We start from the raw sequence: 15,864 nt of genomic DNA on the forward strand, positions 1-15,864 counted from the left end.
TAGGGCGCTTGCGCATGGCCTGATAAAAAAACGCCGCCTTGCGGCGGCGTTTATACCTGTACGGCGAATTAATCGTCGAGGAAGCTGCGCAGCACTTCAGAACGGCTCGGGTGGCGCAGTTTACGCAGCGCCTTCGCTTCGATCTGACGGATACGTTCGCGGGTAACATCGAACTGTTTACCCACTTCTTCCAGCGTGTGGTCGGTGTTCATATCGATACCGAAACGCATACGCAGCACTTTCGCTTCACGAGCGGTCAGGCCAGCCAAAACGTCGTGAGTGGCGGCGCGCAGGCTCTCGGTAGTGGCAGAGTCCAGCGGCAGCTCGAGGGTGGTATCCTCGATGAAATCACCCAGATGCGAATCTTCATCGTCGCCGATCGGCGTTTCCATGGAGATAGGCTCTTTGGCGATTTTCAGCACTTTGCGGATCTTATCTTCCGGCATCAGCATCCGTTCAGCCAGCTCTTCCGGCGTCGGCTCGCGGCCCATCTCTTGCAGCATCTGGCGAGAAATACGGTTGAGCTTGTTGATGGTCTCAATCATATGCACCGGAATACGGATGGTGCGCGCCTGATCCGCGATAGAGCGGGTGATCGCCTGACGGATCCACCAGGTAGCGTAGGTGGAGAACTTGTAGCCGCGGCGGTATTCAAACTTATCTACCGCTTTCATCAGACCGATGTTGCCTTCCTGAATCAGGTCAAGGAACTGCAAGCCACGGTTGGTGTATTTCTTAGCGATAGAAATAACCAGACGTAAGTTCGCTTCAACCATCTCTTTCTTCGCACGGCGGGCTTTCGCTTCCCCGATGGACATGCGACGGTTGATGTCTTTCACCTGTTCGATGGTCAGACCGGTCTCTTCTTCAATCTGCCGCAGTTTTTGCAGACAGCGTTGCACTTCTTCCGCGACATCGTGCAGTTTTTCCGACCACGGTTTGTTCATCGCGATAGCGGCATTGAACCAGGTTTCGCTGGTTTCGTTACCGGTAAACAGCGTGATAAAGTTTTTCTTCGGCATTTTGCACTGCTCGACGCAGAGCTTCATGATCAAACGTTCCTGAGTACGCACGCGATCCATCATCACGCGCATACTGTTGACCAGATAGTCGAATTGCTTCGGTACCAGACGGAACTGTTTGAACACTTCAGATAGCTTCAGAATCTCTTCCTGCGCGGCAGCATGGCTGCGGCCTTTCGCTTTGATGGTGTCGCGCGTAACGACGTATTGCGCGCGCAGCTCAGCGAATTTTTCGCGTGCCAGTTCAGGGTCAATGCTGTTGTCGTCATCGGCGGCGTCATCGTCGCCGTCTTCTTCATCTTCGTCTTCGTCATCATCCAGGTCTTCCTGGGAGAGTTCAGAACCGACGTGAGTTGCGGTCGGCGCCATCTCTTCTTCCGCGTTCGGATCGACAAAGCCGGTGATAAGATCGGACAAACGAGCCTCTTCAGCCTCAACGCGATCGTACTGTTCCAGCAGATAGGTAATGGCTTCCGGGTATTCGGCAACGGAGCATTGAACCTGGTTGATCCCGTCTTCGATACGTTTAGCGATGTCGATTTCGCCTTCCCGGGTCAACAGTTCAACAGTGCCCATTTCACGCATATACATGCGTACCGGGTCAGTCGTACGACCGATTTCAGACTCAACACTGGACAGAACTTGTGCAGCAGCTTCTTCCGCATCTTCATCGGTGCTGGTGGTATTTTCAGCCAGCAGCAGATCATCGGCATCAGGCGCTTCTTCCATTACCTGAATACCCATGTCGTTGATCATTTGGATGATATCTTCAATTTGATCTGAATCGACGATATCTTCCGGCAGATGGTCATTGACCTCAGCATAGGTCAGATAGCCTTGCTCCTTACCACGGGTGACAAGAAGTTTCAGCTGTGACTGCGGGTTTTGCTCCATAAGACGGTATCCACACTTATTCGTTTGATTGGTGTCGACGGTATAGCTGTCGACATTTAAAGCGAGGGCATACTTATATTTTGGCCGCTGCCTCTCACTGCGGCTGTCGGGGGCTTCCCGATCGATATGCGGCATTTAAGCCGTTAAATTCATTTTCTGGCCAGCTCCTGGTTTAACGTCCAGAGCTCTCGGCGTTCTTCGCTGCTTAAACCGTGAGTGCGATCGCGAGCGATCAGCTCTTCTTGTCGCAGTTGCAGCAGCGAATCAAACATATGGTTGAGTGAGTCGGTAAAGGTCTTTTCGGCAATCGCCTTATCTGCTATATCGTCCCACATCGATAATTTTTCAAGGGTCGCAGCATCATTTGTGCCACGGTAGAGTTCCAGAAGTTGTCCGGTAGTAAGACCTGGCTGAGCCAAACAAGTTTTGACCAATTCTTTAAATAAGCCAAGCCCAGGCAGCTTATTCTCATCCAGCGCGTCTAAGGGCGGCACTAACGGCGCGAGATCCGGATTTTGCACCAGTAATCCTATCAGTATACGCATGGTCGTGCGTTTTAGCTGCGGAGCCGGGCGGGAAACGCCGCTTTCCGCCTGTTTTGGCACTAAACGATCAAGCTGACTATCATCGAAAATGCCTAACTTCAGCCCCAACGTCTGGCGCAGCTGAATACGGTGCGCGTCGCCAGGCACCTGATTAATGAGCGGCAGCGCCAGTGCGGCTAACTGCGTGCTGCCATCCGGCGAGCTTAAATCCACCTGCGGCAGGAGGCTATTAAACAGAAACGTAGAGAGCGGCTGCGCCTGCTCCATCCGCGCTTCGAAAGCCGCCTTGCCTTCTTTACGCACCAGCGTATCCGGGTCTTCGCCGTCAGGTAAAAACATAAAGCGTACCTGCCGACCATCGGTCATATAAGGCATTGCTGTTTCCAGCGCTCTCCAGGCGGCATCACGGCCAGCCCGGTCGCCGTCGTAACAGCAAATTACGTTGTTCGTCGCCCGGAATAACATATGCATATGGTCTGCCGTGGTTGAGGTACCCAGCGAAGCAACCGCATAGTTAATGTCGTATTGCGCTAGTGCGACGACATCCATATAACCTTCGACCACAAGCAAGCGTTGCGGTTCAGCACTATATTGCTGAGCCTCATAAAGACCATATAGCTGGCGGCCTTTATGGAAAATGTCCGTTTCCGGAGAGTTAAGGTATTTCGGCGTGTCGTTCCCCAGAACTCGACCGCCAAAACCAATCACCCTGCCGCGTTTGTCCCGAATAGGGAACATGACCCGATTACGGAAACGATCGTAAGTGCTGCCCTGCTCGTTATTGACCAGCATTCCGGCATCCAGCAACAATGCCTTGTTATCGCTGTTATTACCGAAGCGCTTTAACGCGTTATCCCAACCAGGCGGCGCGAAGCCAATGGCGAAACGCTGAATAATTTCAGCGCTCAGACCGCGCTTTTGCAGATAGTCACGCGCAGGTTTTGCCGCAGGATGGGTAAGCGACTGTTGATAAAAGTCATTCAGACCATTCATCAACTGATAGAGGTTTTGCCGTTGATGGCGCTCTATCTGGCTAAGCCCGGTGCCTGCTTCATAGGGAATTTCCAGGTTATGCATGGCCGCTAATTCTTCGACGGTTTCGACAAATTCGAGCTTGTCGTAATTCATCAAAAAGTCGATCGCATTGCCATGCGCGCCGCATCCAAAGCAGTGATAAAACTGTTTTTCACCGTTTACGGTGAAAGAAGGGGTTTTCTCATTATGGAATGGACAACACGCGTGATAGTTCTTGCCCTGTTTCTTGAGTTTTACGCGCACGTCGATCAGATCGACGATATCGGTTCTCGCCAGCAGGTCATTAATGAATACGCGTGGGATTCGTCCAGCCATATGCCCCTTTTATACACGTCATTCTTCAGGCTGCCGTAGTGTTGGCTACGTTCGCTCACCCCTGTCGCTGACTTGCGTAAGCGCCGGGGACTTGCTCTCTTGCCGCCTGGACGCAGCATGAATGATTTTGTGTATATGCTAATGCATAAACGAAAACAAGCCGCGCATTCCTTTCGGAAGCACGGCCTTACAACTACAACTCGATCTGAATTGAGAGCAGCCCGCTCTCAAAAGATTAGTACAGACGAGTACGGCGTGCGTTTTCGCGAGCCAGTTTCTTCGCGTGACGTTTCACTGCAGAAGCTTTAGCGCGCTTACGTTCGGTCGTCGGTTTTTCATAGAACTCACGACGACGAACTTCCGCCAGAACACCTGCTTTTTCGCAGGAACGCTTGAAGCGACGCAGAGCTACGTCGAACGGCTCGTTTTCACGTACTTTAATTACCGGCATGTGCCTCTCACCTTTGATTAATTCGGTTTGCCGCTGGCATCAACGCCAGCTTATTTCAAAATGGTGCGGAATTTTACTGCAATTGCTGCTGCTTTGTAAAGCACCGCGGCCTTTTTTGAAAGGGACTTTTATAAGGTGAGGGAGTATACACGAAGTCGGGACTGAGGGTATACATCCACCCGCATTCGACCTACACTGCGCGGTATTAGAGCGAGGTAAAACAAGTCATGCGTGTACTGGGTATTGAAACATCCTGCGATGAAACCGGCATCGCTATTTACGACGACAAAAAAGGTCTGTTAGCCAACCAATTGTATAGTCAGGTGAAATTACATGCTGACTACGGCGGCGTAGTGCCTGAACTGGCTTCCCGCGATCATGTGCGTAAAACCGTGCCGCTGATTCAGGCGGCATTAAAAGAAGCCGGTCTGACGGCGAGCGATATCGACGCGGTGGCCTATACCGCAGGCCCGGGCCTGGTCGGCGCGCTGCTGGTCGGCGCAACCGTCGGGCGTTCGCTGGCATTTGCCTGGAATGTGCCGGCCATTCCTGTACACCATATGGAAGGTCATCTGCTGGCGCCGATGCTGGAAGATAACCCTCCGGATTTCCCGTTTGTGGCGCTACTGGTCTCCGGCGGACATACGCAGCTCATTAGCGTGACCGGAATCGGTCAGTACGAACTGCTGGGAGAGTCGATTGACGATGCCGCCGGTGAAGCGTTTGATAAAACCGCCAAATTGTTGGGGCTGGATTATCCTGGCGGCCCGATGCTGTCGAAAATGGCGTCGCAGGGGACGGCGGGACGTTTTGTCTTTCCGCGCCCGATGACCGATCGCCCGGGGCTGGATTTTAGTTTTTCCGGTCTGAAAACCTTTGCCGCTAACACCATTCGTAGTAATGGCGACGACGAACAAACTCGCGCTGATATCGCGCGCGCTTTTGAAGATGCGGTCGTGGATACGCTGATGATCAAGTGCAAGCGCGCGCTGGAAAGCACCGGTTTTAAGCGTCTGGTCATGGCGGGCGGCGTCAGCGCTAACCGCACGCTGCGTGCGAAGCTTGCCGAAATGATGCAAAAACGCCGCGGCGAAGTGTTCTATGCGCGTCCGGAGTTTTGTACTGACAACGGGGCGATGATCGCCTATGCCGGAATGGTGCGGTTTAAGGCGGGCGTTACGGCGGATCTTGGCGTAACGGTACGTCCGCGCTGGCCGCTGGCCGAGCTGCCGGCGGCGTAAAAGCGGAAAAAAGGGGGCGACATCATGCCGCCCCAACGGGTTTACAGTAAAACGACGGGCATCCACAACAGCCCGGTGACGATCAGCAGCACCAGGAAGATCAGGCCGAAAATCGCGCCTAACCACGCCAATGGTGGAAGAGTGACGCGCGGCGGATTCGATATGTACGCCTATCACCGAGCTATTTATCCGGCGATGCGCAGGCACGGCATAGCGTAAAAAACTACTCCGAATCTTTCTGGCGTTTCTTTTTCAGCTTCGTCCAGATTTTCGTCTCCTGGCGACGCCACAGACGCTGGATGTTGTCATGATGGCGCAGCAAAATGAGACATGACAGCATCGATACCGGGAAGGTGAACTGCGGTTTAAACCACCAGACGTAAAACGGCGCAATCAAGGCGCTGACAATCGCCCCTAACGATGAATAACCGCTTAACAGGACCGTCAGCAGCCAGGTGCCAGCCATAACGCCGGTTAAATCCCAGCCGATGGGCGCAATGGCACCAAATGCGGTTGCTACGCCTTTCCCACCTTTAAAGCCAAAAAAGACCGGCCAGATATGCCCCAGACAGGCGGCGATAGCGATAAGCCCCAGCCAGAAAGGGGTAACGCCTAACGCATACGCGCCCCAGACGGGCAACATGCCTTTAAGGATGTCAAAAATAAGTACCGCGACAGCCGCTCCCTTGCCACCGATTCGTAATACGTTCGTCGCGCCCGGGTTGCCGGAACCGCTTTCACGCGGATCGGGCAGCCCGGCGATGCGGCAAACCAGAATGGCACTGGAAATTGAGCCGCAGAGGTACGCGAAGAGGATCATTCCAGGCGCGATTGCACTCATAAGCTGTTCCGTATTGAAAGTGTCGTTTTATTTACTATTTCTGTGGATAATACGCACATTTCGCCGGAAGTGGTATCCGGGTTAGCCAAAAAGCAGGCAGGTCGTGATGGATATTGTATTTATAGAGCAACTTTCGGTAATCACCACTATCGGTGTTTACGACTGGGAACAGACTATCGAGCAAAAACTGGTGTTCGATATCGAAATGGCGTGGGATAACCGTAAGTCGGCGAAAAGCGATGATGTCGCAGATTGTCTAAGTTACGCGGATATCGCCGACACGGTGATAAATCATGTCGAAGGCGGGCGTTTTGCTCTGGTCGAGCGCGTGGCGGAAGAGGTGGCGGAGCTGCTGCTTAGCCGATTTAATTCTCCGTGGGTTCGCATCAAACTGAGCAAGCCTGGCGCCGTCGCGCGCGCGGCGAACGTAGGGGTAATTATTGAGCGTGGCAATAATCTGAAATAAAAATAAATAATTTTATATTTTTTAAACCAAACGGTTATATATGGGGTCTTAACGCGAGATCCATTTTTGCAGTGTTTTTCATTTTAGGGGTTTATTGATGAGCGATATGCACTCGCTGCTGATAGCGGCAATTTTGGGTGTGGTCGAAGGATTGACGGAGTTTTTGCCGGTATCCAGCACGGGCCATATGATTATTGTGGGTCATCTGCTGGGGTTTGAAGGCGATACGGCCAAGACATTCGAAGTGGTGATTCAACTTGGATCTATTCTGGCGGTCGTGGTGATGTTCTGGCGGCGGTTGTTTGGTCTCATCGGTATTCACTTTGGCCGCCCGCTACAGCGTGAAGGTGAAAGTAAAGGTCGATTAACGTTGATTCACATCCTGCTGGGCATGATTCCGGCGGTGGTGCTGGGGTTAGTCTTTCATGACACGATCAAGTCGCTATTTAACCCGATTAACGTGATGTACGCGCTGGTGGTAGGCGGTCTGTTGCTGATTGCCGCCGAGTGCCTGAAGCCGAAAGAACCGCGCGCGCCGGGGCTGGATGATATGACGTATCGTCAGGCGTTTATGATTGGCTGTTTCCAGTGTCTGGCGCTGTGGCCGGGCTTCTCGCGTTCCGGAGCGACCATTTCCGGTGGGATGCTGATGGGCGTCAGCCGTTACGCCGCCTCTGAGTTCTCGTTCTTACTGGCTGTGCCGATGATGATGGGCGCAACGGTTCTGGATCTCTACAAAAGTTGGTCATTCCTGACCGCAGCGGATATTCCGATGTTCGCAGTGGGCTTTGTGACGGCGTTTGTGGTGGCGCTGATCGCCATCAAGACCTTCCTGCAACTGATTAAGCGTATCTCGTTTATTCCGTTTGCGATTTACCGCTTTGTGGTAGCGGCTGCCGTTTACGTTGTTTTCTTCTGATGATTGACCGTGCCGGATGGCGGAGTACCGCCTTGTCCGGCCTAACTGTTTTGTCGGTCTGATAAGCGCAGCGCCATCAGGCAATTTATCGTGCCGGATGTTGTTTAGCTGGCGGGGTTCGGGCAGCGCTTCTCTTTCCAGTTGGCGACCGCTGCAATTCGTCGCTTCGTCAGCTCCTCGCGAATCTCAATGCCCTTAAATCCGGCCTCCACCACCTCTTTCGTCGGTACCGCCTGCGCCACCTGCCAGGCTTCGCGCAGCCAGCGCCCCTGCGGGTAATCCGACGCTTCAAAGCCGGTACGTCCACGGACATCGGCCTCGCTGGTCAGCGCAATCTGCTCGACGCGCTGCGGTTTACGCCATGCATCAATGGCGTCAAACAGCTTAACGATCGTTTTCGGCTGGAGTATCGGAAAGGTGTGGATCAGATCGTGGTACTCGGCGACCAGTTTAGCTAAATCACGCAGGTCATTGGGGACGCGCAAACGCTGGCATAACTGTTCGACCAGTTTCACGCCCGCCGGGCCGTGGCCATGATGGCGCGGCCAGAGGTTTTTCGGCGTTAAGCCTTTGCCCAGATCATGACAAAGCGTGGCGAAACGGACATCAAGCTGCGGACTGAGCATGGCGGCCATCGACAGCGTCATCAGCGTATGAACTCCGGTATCAATTTCCGGATGCCACTTTGCCGGCGCGGGTACGCCAAACAGGGCGTCGATTTCCGGAAACAGGACGCGCAGGGCGTCGCAGTCGCGCAATACCTGGAAGTAAACCTGCGGATTGCGGGTGGTAAGCGCATTTTCCGTCTCTTTCCATACCCGTTCCGGCGTCAGATGTTCCAGCTCGCCTGCCGCGGTCATGTCGCGCATTAGCGCCAGTGTTTCATCGGCGATACGGAAACTCAGATGAGCGTAACGGGCGGCAAAACGCGCCACGCGCAATACGCGCAAGGGATCTTCGCCAAACGCGGGAGAGACATGGCGCAGTAGACGCGCCTCCAGATCCCGGCGCCCGTGGTAAGGGTCGATAATCTGGCCGTCATCGTCGCGCGCCAGAGCATTAATGGTCAGATCGCGACGCTGGAGATCGGCTTCCAGGGTAACGTCCGGCGCGGCATAACAGGTGAAGCCCGTGTAGCCGGAACCGGATTTACGCTCAGTACGCGCCAGCGCGTATTCTTCGTGAGTTTGCGGATGGAGAAACACAGGAAAATCACGGCCTACCTGCTGGTAGCCCGCATCAAGCATCTCCTGCGGCGTGGCGCCGACAACGACCCAATCTTTATCTTTAACCGGTAGCCCTAACAACGCATCCCGAACCGCACCACCGACCAGATAAATCTTCACGCCACTTTCCTTTTAAAAACGATCATCCTCTAATGATAAGACAGTGCCGCAGAGAAGGCGATTTAGTTCATCCAGCGGTCTTTGCGTTTACGGCTTGGGATCATATGCGGCAGCACCAGCCCTAACAGCAAGCCAATACCCAATACGCCGCCGCCATACATAAACCACTGCATAATAATGGTGCGCTGTTTGTCATCCAGCTGCAGATTCGCGGCGCTAACTTTTTTCTGCGCGACAATCAGCTCGTTTTTCAGCTTCTGGTTCTCTTCTTTTAGCCCGTTGATGACGCTGTCGCTTTGCGCCACTTTCTGCTGCATATCGGCGGTGCGCTGATTCCACGTGGTATCAATATTGTTGAGTTTATCGGTCAACGTTTTGACCTGATTTTCCAGATCCGGCACGCGGGTACGCAGGCTTGGCGTGGTATTCAGTTCTTTTAACGGTATCCAGGCAGTACGACCAGAACTGTCTTTGATTTGACCATAGTTGGCATCGCTCTGTAAGAGCGTGACTTCCTCGCCGGCGTTGACGGTACCCACAAGGCGATAATTATCTCCCGGACCGCTGCGGACCCAGGTATTCAGTTCATCAGAAACGTAACGCGTCTCTTCAGCATGAGAGACGGCGGTGGCGCTAAGCGCAAGTAAAGTTAGTCCAATCAGGCGTAATTTTGGCATCAGGCTGTCGTTATTGTCAGAGAAAGTGGAACGATAGTAACGGCATCAGTGTCGCTACGCAAAGCAGTCGACATCAATCGGAATCATCTGTGTCGCCTTTGCCGCTACGTCAAACTTTTACGCCCGTCAAATTGCTCGTTGCATGGCAATTTGGCGCAAAATACTATCTACTGACAAAAATAATGCGGGTAAGTTCGCCAAGAATCTTCCCAGATGTGACATAACCCATAAGTACAAGGCCATGGCTCAGGAAATCGAATTAAAGTTTATCGTCAATCACGACGCCGTAGATGCGCTGCGAAATCATCTTCATACGCTCGGCGGTGAGCATCATGCGCCCAGCCAGTTGCTGAATATCTACTTCGAAACGCCTGATAACTGGCTACGCCGCCATGATATGGGGCTACGTATTCGTGGTGAAAATGGGCGCTATGAAATGACCATGAAAATTGCCGGCCGGGTAACGGGCGGGCTGCACCAGCGACCCGAATACAATGTCGCGCTAAGCGAACCCGTGCTGGATCTGACGCAACTTCCGGCGGAGGTCTGGCCGGATGGCAACCTGCCCGCCGGCCTGGCATCAAGCGTACAGCCGCTGTTCAGTACCGATTTTTACCGGGAAAAATGGTGTCTGGACGTTGACGGCAGCAGGATTGAAATTGTGCTCGATCTCGGCGACGTAAAAGCGGGCGAGTTTGCCGAACCGATTTGTGAGCTGGAGCTTGAGTTGCTTCGCGGCGATACGCGCGCCGTGTTAAAACTGGCGAAGCAACTGCTGTCGCAAACCGGTTTGCGTCAGGGCAGTCTGAGTAAGGCGGCGCGAGGTTATCACCTGGCGCAGGGGAATGCGCCGCGAGAGAATACACCAACGGCAATTCTGCGGACTGCCGCGAAAGCCACGGTAGAGCAAGGGCTGGAGGCCTCGCTGGATCTGGCGTTGTCACAGTGGCAGTACCATGAAGAGCTCTGGCTGCGCGGCGACGAGTCGGCGAAAGAACACGTGCTGGATGCTATGGGGTTGGTGCGCCATGCCTTAATGCTCTTTGGTGGCATTGTTCCGCGTAAAGCGAGCGCTCACTTACGTGATCTACTTACCCAGGCGGAAGCGACGATGACATCCGCGGTGTCCGCCGTCACAGCCGTTTATAGTACGCAAACGGCGATGGCGAAACTGGCATTGACGGAATGGCTGGTGACGAAAGCCTGGCAGCCATTTCTGGACGCGAAGGCGCAGGCCAAAATGGCCGATTCTTTTAAGCGTTTCGCCGACATTCATCTTTCTCGTCATGCTGCTGAATTAAAGAAGGTTTTTGGACAACCGCTGGGTGATAAGTATCGCGACCAGTTGCCGCGTTTGACTCGCGATATCGACAGCGTTTTACTGCTGGCCGGGTATTATGATGCGATGGTCGCGCAGGCATGGCTGGAGAACTGGCAGGGATTGCGTCACGCCATTATTACCGGGCAACGTATTGAAATTGAACATTTCCGTAATGAGGCCATTAACCAGCAGCCGTTCTGGTTGCACAGCGGAAAACGATAATCAGAACCGTAGAAAGCGCCTGATGACGCTGCGCTTATCAGGCTTACGGTATGCGGACTTGTAGGCCGGATCAGGCGAAACGCCGCCATCCGGCATTATTTAAAGGATATCCCCTAAATGACGCCGCTCTCTTCACCCTTATCGCAGTACTGGCAGACCGTTGTTGAGCGCCTACCAGAAGGATTTACTGAGACATCGCTTAGCGCGCAGGCAAAGTCAGTACTTACATTTAGCGATTTTGCGCTGGATAGCGTGATAGCGCATCCGGAGTGGCTTGCCGAACTGGAATCCGCATCGCCGCAGGCTGATGAATGGCGACATTACGCTGGCTGGTTACAGGAGGCGTTGGCAGGTGTCTGTGACGACGCCTCGCTGATGCGTGAACTGAGGCTTTTTCGTCGTCGCATCATGGTACGCATCGCCTGGGCGCAGACGCTGTCGCTGGTGGACGATGAGACTATTTTACAACAGTTGAGCCATCTGGCGGAGACGCTCATCGTGGGGGCGCGCGACTGGCTGTATGCCGCCTGTTGCCGCGAATGGGGAACCCCCTGTAACCCGCAGGGCGTTCCGCAGCCGCTGTTGATTTTAGGCATGGGTAAGCTGGGCGGCGGCGAACTGAATTTTTCGTCTGATATCGATCTGATTTTCGCCTGGCCGGAACATGGCGAGACCCGGGGCGGGCGTCGTGAACTCGATAACGCCCAGTTTTTTACGCGTCTCGGGCAGCGGCTGATCAAAGCGCTGGATCAGCCCACAATGGATGGTTTTGTCTATCGGGTGGACATGCGCCTGCGACCGTTTGGCGACAGCGGCCCGCTGGTACTGAGTTTTGCCGCGCTGGAGGATTACTATCAGGAGCAAGGACGCGACTGGGAACGCTACGCCATGGTGAAAGCGCGGCTAATGGGCGATAACGACGACGCCTGGTCTCGTGAATTACGCGCCATGCTGCGACCTTTCGTTTTCCGCCGCTATATCGATTTTAGCGTCATCCAGTCGCTACGCAATATGAAAGGGATGATCGCCCGCGAAGTGCGACGCCGCGGTTTGAAGGACAACATTAAACTTGGCGCGGGCGGTATTCGTGAAATTGAGTTTATCGTGCAGGTATTCCAGCTCATCCGCGGCGGGCGCGAGCCGTCGCTACAGTCGCGTTCGTTACTGCCGACGTTGGATGCTATCGCTGCGCTGCATTTGCTGCCTGAGAATGACGTGGCGCAACTGCGCGTGGCCTATCTTTTTCTACGTCGTCTGGAGAATCTGCTGCAAAGCATCAATGACGAACAGACACAAACGTTGCCTGCCGACGATCTGAACCGGGCGCGGCTGGCCTGGGGAATGAAGGCGGAGAACTGGCCGCAGCTTGTTGGCGAACTGACGGATCATATGGCTAATGTACGCCGCGTATTCAACGAATTAATTGGCGATGATGAAGCCGATACCCCGCAGGAGGAAGAACGTTCAGAGCCGTGGCGTGAAGTATGGCAGGATGCGCTACAGGAGGATGATTCGACGCCAGTGCTGGCGCATTTAGCCGATGAGGATCGGCGACAGGTTCTGACCCTCATCGCTGACTTCCGTAAGGAACTGGATAAACGCCCTATCGGCCCGCGCGGGCGGCAAGTGCTGGACCAACTGATGCCGCACCTGCTTGCTGATGTCTGTTCCCGCGAAGACGCCGCTGTTACGCTATCGCGGATAACGCCGTTGCTGGCGGGGATTGTCACTCGCACCACCTATCTGGAGCTGCTGAGCGAATTTCCTGGCGCGCTGAAACACCTGATTATGCTCTGCGCCGCTTCGCCAATGATAGCGAGCCAACTGGCGCGTTATCCGTTGTTGCTTGATGAACTGCTCGACCCCGGCACGCTTTATCAGCCGACGGCTACCGACGCTTACCGCGACGAATTACGCCAATATTTACTGCGCGTGCCGGAAGAGGACGAAGAACAACAACTGGAGGCATTACGCCAGTTTAAACAGGCACAGCTTTTGCGGATTGCGGCGGCGGATATTGCCGGTACGCTGCCGGTGATGAGAGTGAGCGATCACCTCACATGGCTGGCAGAGGCGATGATTGATGCTGTGGTGCAGCAGGCGTGGACGCAAATGGTTGCGCGTTATGGTCAGCCAGCGCATCTGGACGAGCGCCAGGGGCGGGGGTTTGCGGTTGTCGGTTATGGCAAGTTGGGCGGATGGGAGCTGGGCTACAGTTCCGATCTGGATCTCATCTTCCTGCATGACTGTCCGATGGACGTCATGACCAACGGCGAACGCGAAATCGACGGGCGGCAGTTTTATCTGCGCCTGGCGCAGCGCATTATGCATCTGTTCAGTACGCGCACCTCCTCCGGCATTTTGTATGAGGTGGATGCGCGTCTACGCCCCTCTGGCGCGGCGGGAATGCTGGTGACTTCAGCGGACGCGTTTGCCGATTATCAGCAGCATGAAGCCTGGACCTGGGAACATCAGGCATTGGTACGCGCTCGCGTGGTATATGGCGACCCGCAGCTTACCTCACAGTTTGATACGGTGCGCCGCACTATCATGACGACGGCGCGCGACGGCAAGACATTGCAGACTGAAGTGCGTGAAATGCGCGAGAAAATGCGGGCGCATCTCGGCAATAAGCATCGCGATCGTTTTGATATTAAAGCTGATGAAGGCGGTATTACGGATATTGAGTTTATCGCGCAATATCTGGTACTGCGCTACGCTCATGAAAAACCTAAATTAACGCGCTGGTCTGATAACGTGCGCATCCTGGAGCTTCTGGCGCAAAACGACATTATGGATGAACACGAAGCGCAGGCGCTGACGGTAGCCTACACCACACTGCGTGATGAACTGCACCACCTGGCGTTGCAGGAGCTTCCCGGTCATGTGGCGCAGACGTGTTTTAGCAAAGAGCGCGCGCTGGTGCAGGCAAGCTGGCGGAAGTGGCTGGTAGCCGTTTGAATTATGCTATTATCGCGCGCAAATTTTGAATCTCTCAGGAGACAGGAATGAAAGTAAATCTGCCAGCGTTTGAACGTGCAGGCGTCATGGTTGTGGGTGATGTAATGCTGGATCGCTATTGGTATGGCCCCACTTGCCGTATTTCACCGGAAGCGCCGGTGCCCGTGGTTAAGGTAAATACCGTTGAGGAACGTCCGGGCGGCGCGGCGAACGTGGCGATGAACATTGCGTCTCTGGGAGCGAACGCCCGTCTGGTCGGCCTGACGGGTATTGATGACGCCGCGCGCGCGCTGAGCAAAACGTTGGCGGAGGTCAATGTGAAGTGCGACTTCGTTTCTGTGCCGACGCATCCGACGATTACCAAACTGCGCGTACTATCACGTAATCAGCAGCTCATTCGTCTTGATTTTGAAGAAGGCTTTGAGGGCGTGGACCCGCAGCCGTTGCATGAGCGTATCAACCAGGCGCTGGGATCGATCGGCGCGCTGGTATTGTCCGATTATGCCAAAGGCGCTCTGACCAGCGTGCAGACTATGATTTCCCTGGCGCGCCAGGCGGGCGTGCCGGTGCTCATCGATCCGAAAGGAACGGATTTTGAACGTTACCGCGGCGCCACGCTGCTGACGCCAAACCTTTCTGAATTCGAGGCGGTCGCGGGGAAATGTAAAAGCGAAGACGAACTGGTTGAACGTGGTATGAAGCTCATTGCCGATTACGACCTTTCCGCGCTGTTGGTCACGCGTTCCGAACAGGGAATGACGCTGCTGCAACCGAATAAAGCGCCGCTACATATGCCGACGCAGGCGCAGGAAGTTTATGATGTTACCGGTGCGGGCGATACGGTGATCGGCGTGCTGGCGGCGACGCTGGCGGCGGGAAATACCCTGGAGGAGGCGTGTTATTTCGCCAATGCGGCAGCGGGCGTAGTGGTAGGTAAGCTCGGGACGTCAACGGTTTCCCCTATTGAGCTGGAAAACGCAGTGCGCGGACGCGCGGATACCGGTTTCGGCGTCATGACCGAAGAGGAGTTGAGACAGGCCGTCGCCAGCGCGCGTAAGCGTGGCGAGAAAGTGGTCATGACCAACGGCGTTTTCGATATTCTGCACGCGGGCCACGTCTCTTATCTGGCGAACGCGCGCAAACTGGGCGACCGCCTGATTGTTGCGGTCAACAGTGACGCCTCGACTAAACGTCTGAAAGGCGAAAGCCGTCCGGTTAATCCGCTCGAACAGCGTATGATCGTGCTGGGCGCGCTGGAGTCGGTCGACTGGGTTGTCTCTTTTGAAGAGGATACGCCGCAACGACTGATTGCCGGTATTCTGCCGGATCTGCTGGTAAAAGGCGGCGACTATAAGCCGGAAGAGATCGCGGGCAGCGAAGAGGTCTGGGCCAACGGCGGCGAAGTCATGGTGCTGAACTTCGAAGATGGTTGTTCCACGACCAATATCATCAAAAAGATCCAGACCGAGAGCGAAAAGTAAAACCGCGTCATCAGGCGTTACAGACGCTGCGGGCGCTGATTTTGAAGGCGCGTCGGACATTTTGTTTCGACGCGTATCTCGCGGTTGACGCTGCTTTTTTTTCGACCTAAATTAAAGGAATAAGGGT

The 15,864-nt window shown here is 54.5% G+C and carries 12 protein-coding genes; 6 read left to right on the forward strand and 6 right to left on the reverse strand.

Annotation, left to right across the window (positions count from 1 at the left end; translation table 11 throughout):
* Positions 1 to 68 precede the first annotated feature (68 nt).
* From rpoD to rpsU, 3 genes are all read right to left on the reverse strand, one after another.
* Positions 69 to 1,916 (reverse strand): RNA polymerase sigma factor RpoD, encoded by a 1,848-nt coding sequence (gene rpoD, locus OLG56_RS03130; RefSeq protein WP_001519776.1) that lies wholly within the window; start codon positions 1,914 to 1,916, stop codon positions 69 to 71.
* Positions 1,917 to 2,065: 149 nt separating this feature from the next.
* Positions 2,066 to 3,811 carry a DNA primase gene (gene dnaG / locus OLG56_RS03135; RefSeq protein ID WP_000918862.1) on the reverse strand — a complete coding sequence of 582 codons (1,746 nt, stop codon included), beginning with the start codon at positions 3,809 to 3,811 and terminating at the stop codon, positions 2,066 to 2,068.
* A 235-nt stretch (positions 3,812 to 4,046) separates the two neighbouring features.
* Positions 4,047 to 4,262, reverse strand: a complete 216-nt coding sequence (gene rpsU / locus OLG56_RS03140; RefSeq protein WP_001144069.1) for a 30S ribosomal protein S21 — start codon at positions 4,260 to 4,262, stop codon at positions 4,047 to 4,049.
* Between the two features lie 227 nt (positions 4,263 to 4,489).
* On the opposite strand from rpsU, the gene tsaD reads away from it, so the two are divergent.
* A complete protein-coding gene (gene tsaD, locus OLG56_RS03145; RefSeq protein WP_001264389.1) occupies positions 4,490 to 5,503 on the forward strand; it encodes a tRNA (adenosine(37)-N6)-threonylcarbamoyltransferase complex transferase subunit TsaD in 1,014 nt (337 codons plus the stop codon).
* A 223-nt stretch (positions 5,504 to 5,726) separates the two neighbouring features.
* On the opposite strand, the gene plsY is transcribed toward tsaD, so the two are convergent.
* Positions 5,727 to 6,344 (reverse strand): glycerol-3-phosphate 1-O-acyltransferase PlsY, encoded by a 618-nt coding sequence (plsY, locus tag OLG56_RS03150; RefSeq protein WP_001272785.1) that lies wholly within the window; start codon positions 6,342 to 6,344, stop codon positions 5,727 to 5,729.
* 106 nt (positions 6,345 to 6,450) lie between these two features.
* Here plsY and folB point away from each other — a divergent pair, with 106 nt between their 5' ends.
* Together folB and bacA are read left to right on the forward strand one after the other, a co-directional pair.
* Entirely contained in the window at positions 6,451 to 6,810 is a 360-nt protein-coding gene (folB, locus tag OLG56_RS03155; RefSeq protein WP_001528101.1) for a bifunctional dihydroneopterin aldolase/7,8-dihydroneopterin epimerase, read from the forward strand.
* Between the two features lie 97 nt (positions 6,811 to 6,907).
* Entirely contained in the window at positions 6,908 to 7,729 is an 822-nt protein-coding gene (bacA, locus tag OLG56_RS03160) for an undecaprenyl-diphosphate phosphatase (RefSeq protein WP_001281933.1), read from the forward strand.
* Positions 7,730 to 7,833: 104 nt separating this feature from the next.
* On the opposite strand, the gene OLG56_RS03165 is transcribed toward bacA, so the two are convergent.
* Together OLG56_RS03165 and OLG56_RS03170 are read right to left on the reverse strand one after the other, a co-directional pair.
* A complete protein-coding gene (locus OLG56_RS03165) occupies positions 7,834 to 9,075 on the reverse strand; it encodes a multifunctional CCA addition/repair protein (protein ID WP_061377619.1) in 1,242 nt (413 codons plus the stop codon).
* 62 nt (positions 9,076 to 9,137) lie between these two features.
* Positions 9,138 to 9,752 carry a TIGR04211 family SH3 domain-containing protein gene (locus OLG56_RS03170; protein ID WP_001125344.1) on the reverse strand — a complete coding sequence of 205 codons (615 nt, stop codon included), beginning with the start codon at positions 9,750 to 9,752 and terminating at the stop codon, positions 9,138 to 9,140.
* A 241-nt stretch (positions 9,753 to 9,993) separates the two neighbouring features.
* On the opposite strand from OLG56_RS03170, the gene OLG56_RS03175 reads away from it, so the two are divergent.
* The 3 genes from OLG56_RS03175 to hldE all read left to right on the forward strand — a co-directional run bounded on the left by OLG56_RS03175 (position 9,994) and on the right by hldE (position 15,737).
* Positions 9,994 to 11,295: a CYTH domain-containing protein gene (locus tag OLG56_RS03175; RefSeq protein ID WP_207011551.1), complete on the forward strand. Its 1,302-nt coding sequence runs from the start codon at positions 9,994 to 9,996 to the stop codon at positions 11,293 to 11,295.
* Positions 11,296 to 11,412: 117 nt separating this feature from the next.
* Complete coding sequence (glnE, locus tag OLG56_RS03180) at positions 11,413 to 14,256, forward strand: bifunctional [glutamate--ammonia ligase]-adenylyl-L-tyrosine phosphorylase/[glutamate--ammonia-ligase] adenylyltransferase (protein ID WP_061377618.1); 2,844 nt, start codon at positions 11,413 to 11,415, stop codon at positions 14,254 to 14,256.
* Between the two features lie 47 nt (positions 14,257 to 14,303).
* On the forward strand, positions 14,304 to 15,737 hold the full coding sequence (hldE, locus tag OLG56_RS03185) for a bifunctional D-glycero-beta-D-manno-heptose-7-phosphate kinase/D-glycero-beta-D-manno-heptose 1-phosphate adenylyltransferase HldE (RefSeq protein ID WP_000867682.1): 1,434 nt from the start codon (positions 14,304 to 14,306) through the stop codon (positions 15,735 to 15,737).
* Positions 15,738 to 15,864: the final 127 nt, after the last annotated feature.

The organism is Salmonella sp. 2018103 (assembly GCF_026247685.1).
In the GTDB taxonomy this organism is placed as follows: domain Bacteria; phylum Pseudomonadota; class Gammaproteobacteria; order Enterobacterales; family Enterobacteriaceae; genus Salmonella; species Salmonella enterica.

Coding starts and splice junctions, on each gene's coding strand:
- rpoD (WP_001519776.1), bottom strand. CDS start 1,916: ATGGAGCAAAACCCGCAGTCACAGCTGAAACTTCTTGTCACCCGTGGT.
- dnaG (WP_000918862.1), bottom strand. CDS start 3,811: ATGGCTGGACGAATCCCACGCGTATTCATTAATGACCTGCTGGCGAGA.
- rpsU (WP_001144069.1), bottom strand. CDS start 4,262: ATGCCGGTAATTAAAGTACGTGAAAACGAGCCGTTCGACGTAGCTCTG.
- tsaD (WP_001264389.1), top strand. CDS start 4,490: ATGCGTGTACTGGGTATTGAAACATCCTGCGATGAAACCGGCATCGCT.
- plsY (WP_001272785.1), bottom strand. CDS start 6,344: ATGAGTGCAATCGCGCCTGGAATGATCCTCTTCGCGTACCTCTGCGGC.
- folB (WP_001528101.1), top strand. CDS start 6,451: ATGGATATTGTATTTATAGAGCAACTTTCGGTAATCACCACTATCGGT.
- bacA (WP_001281933.1), top strand. CDS start 6,908: ATGAGCGATATGCACTCGCTGCTGATAGCGGCAATTTTGGGTGTGGTC.
- OLG56_RS03170 (WP_001125344.1), bottom strand. CDS start 9,752: ATGCCAAAATTACGCCTGATTGGACTAACTTTACTTGCGCTTAGCGCC.
- OLG56_RS03175 (WP_207011551.1), top strand. CDS start 9,994: ATGGCTCAGGAAATCGAATTAAAGTTTATCGTCAATCACGACGCCGTA.
- glnE (WP_061377618.1), top strand. CDS start 11,413: ATGACGCCGCTCTCTTCACCCTTATCGCAGTACTGGCAGACCGTTGTT.
- hldE (WP_000867682.1), top strand. CDS start 14,304: ATGAAAGTAAATCTGCCAGCGTTTGAACGTGCAGGCGTCATGGTTGTG.